The organism is Roseateles sp. P5_B10 (assembly GCF_056400485.1).
In genome coordinates this window covers 1-747 of record NZ_JBFULE010001436.1, presented here as the reverse complement: position 1 = coordinate 747, position 747 = coordinate 1, and the positions used below count along the sequence as shown (strand labels likewise).

Genomic DNA, 747 nt, shown 5'->3' with positions numbered 1-747 from the left:
GTCGGAAGACAGGCCGTTGAGGGCCGCGGTCGTGACGGCGCGCAGGTCGGCGGTTTCGAGCTTGCCGAGTTGGCCGGTGGTCAGTGCACCGAACTGGCTGGAGCTCATCGCCGCGAACTGGGCGGTGCCCAGGGCGTTGAGGTTGTCGGTGGTCAGGTGGCCGAGCTGGTCGGTGGTCAGCGCGCGGACCTGGGCCGTCGACAGATTGGCGATCTGGCTGGTGGTCAGCACATTCAGATCGGCCGTCGACAGGTTGTTGACCTGCGGGGCGGTCGTCAGCGCATTGAGCTGCGTCGAGCTCAGTGCGCGCAGCTGGTCGCTCGTCAGGGCGTCGAGTTGGTCCGTCGACAGGTTGCGCAGCGCGCCGGTGGAGATGGCCTTGACGTCGGCTGTCTCGATGGCGGCGATCTGGGCGGTGGACAGCGCACCCGCCTGGTTGGAGTTGATGGCGGCAATCTGGCCGGAAGTCAGGGCGACCATGTCACCCGTCGTCAGTCCCTTGATCTGGGCAGTGCCCAGCGAGCCGACCTGTGCCGTCGTCAGCGAGCCGACGGCGTCACTGGCCAGGGCGCCGACCTGGTCGGAAGACAGGCCGTTGAGCGCGGCCGTCGAGACGGCGCGCAGGTCGGCGGTCTCGAGCTTGCCGAGTTGGGCGGTGGTCAGCGAGCCGAACTGGCCGGAGTTCAGGGAAGCGAACTGGCTGGTGCCCAGCGCGTTCAGGTTGTCGGTGGCGAGGTTGCTGAGCTG

The 747-nt window shown here is 68.1% G+C and carries 1 pseudogene; it reads right to left on the bottom strand.

Annotated elements, in window-relative coordinates:
• Positions 1 to 747: pseudogene (locus tag AC1DU6_RS33830) on the bottom strand (heme utilization protein); the annotation flags it as partial.